Below are 1191 nucleotides of genomic sequence, written 5' to 3'. Positions count from 1 at the left end.
ACTGAGTAACCGTCTTCCGAGTCAAGCCCGATGAAGTGAATCGTCCCAAGGCGTGTTGGTTTTGACCATGGCATTGAGCATGGTTAGGAGCTTGCGCATGCAGGCAACAAGCGCGACCTTGGACAGTTTGCCGGCGGCCTTCAGGCGTTGATAGAAGGCTCTGATGGCGGGGTTGTAGCGTGTGGCAGTCAATGTAGCCATGTACAGCACGCGACGGATCGCGAAGCGGCCACCTTGAACCCGTCGTCGCCCATTACGTAAGCCGGAATCGCAAGCAATGGGAGCGACGCCAACGAGGGCTGCAATCTGACGGCGATTGAGCCGGCCCAATTCGGGCAGTTCTGCGATCAGGCAGGCGCTGGATACCGGGCCAATTCCATGTGTGGACTGCAACAGGCGGTCGAGTTCACCGAAGTGCTGGCGTACATGAGCGACCATCTGAGCGTCGATGTCATCGAGTTGTGCCTGGATGGCGGCAATGATAGCCAGCAGACTTGGATGCAGACCAACCGGCGTGATCTGGAGCCGCTGTCGCTCCGAAAGGAGCATGGTGAGTAGTTGGCGCCGTCGGGTCACCAGTGCAGCCAGCCACTGCTGCCGCTCGTCGGGAACGGGACGTAGCAAGCGGGACAGATCGTCCCGACGCAGTAGCACGGAAGCCAGTTCGGCAAGCATATGTGCGTCGATGGCGTCGGTTTTGGCCAGACGTCCCATCGAGCGGGCAAAATCGCGTGCTTGCCGAGGGTTGACGACAGCGACCGGCAAACCCGCACCTTGCAAGGCGCACGCCAGCTCGGTCTCGTAGCCACCGGTCGCCTCCATCACGACCAACTGCACGTTCAGCGGCTGAAGGGCAACAGCCAGGGCCGAGTGGCCCTCGGCATCGTTGTTGAATCGACGGATGTCCAGATTGGCACCCAGTACGGAAACATCGACGTGAGCTTTTGCGACGTCAATGCCGACCGTTACGGCAGAAGGAGCAGACATGATCTTCGGATCCCATGCTTGTACATGCGCACTCGATGTAAATGGCGCGCGTAACCGTTCGGGCTTCAGGAAGACCAGCACGGCAACCGTGCGTTTTGTACTCAGTCACGGGCTCCAACACCCAAGCGCGGGGCAAACTGCACGGTCTCGTCTGGCTACCACCAGACTTTACCGTACTGGTCAGTACTGAACATACAAGCGCGG

At 59.6% G+C, this 1191-nt stretch carries 1 protein-coding gene; it reads right to left on the bottom strand.

Annotated features, from left to right (window positions below; translation table 11 throughout):
- Positions 1 to 21: 21 nt before the first annotated feature.
- Entirely contained in the window at positions 22 to 987 is a 966-nt protein-coding gene (locus JMF90_RS37870) for an IS110-like element ISBcen8 family transposase (protein ID WP_011545951.1), read from the bottom strand.
- Between the last annotated feature and the right edge of the window lie 204 nt (positions 988 to 1191).

This window comes from Burkholderia sp. E168m23, assembly GCF_016586125.1.
Taxonomy (GTDB): Bacteria; Pseudomonadota; Gammaproteobacteria; order Burkholderiales; family Burkholderiaceae; genus Burkholderia; species Burkholderia orbicola.
This window is presented reverse-complemented; position numbering and strand designations above follow the sequence as displayed.